This window comes from Hungatella sp. SL.1.14, assembly GCF_024460495.1.
Classification (GTDB): domain Bacteria; phylum Bacillota; class Clostridia; order Lachnospirales; family Lachnospiraceae; genus Hungatella; species Hungatella hathewayi.
The window spans coordinates 1-318 of record NZ_JANFYJ010000225.1; the positions used below are offsets into that span (position 1 = coordinate 1).

Annotated in this window: 1 pseudogene; it reads left to right on the top strand. The window is 51.9% G+C overall.

Features of this window, described 5'->3' with window-relative positions:
* A pseudogene (locus NE473_RS30775) lies at positions 1–318 on the top strand (glycosyl hydrolase family 18 protein); the annotation flags it as partial.

Consider the following 318-nt stretch of genomic DNA (forward strand, 5'->3'; position numbering starts at 1 on the left):
GCCTGGCCTGGCATCAGGTTACGAAGCCGGAAGGTAACGCCTCCTTTGATAATCTGATCGCCAATACAAAGGGACTGAATGTTATATCTCCGGCCTGGTATGAGCTGACTGATAATGAGGGCGGATTCAATTCCTACGCGGATGCGGCGTATGTGCAGAAAGCCCATGACATGGGACTCCAGGTATGGGCTCTGATTAATAATTTCAGCAATGATGTGCAGACCAAGGTACTGCTGTCGAAGACCTCCACCCGCCAGAAGCTGATCGGGAAGCTGATGGCCGAAGTGGAACAGTACGGTTTAGACGGACTGAACCTGG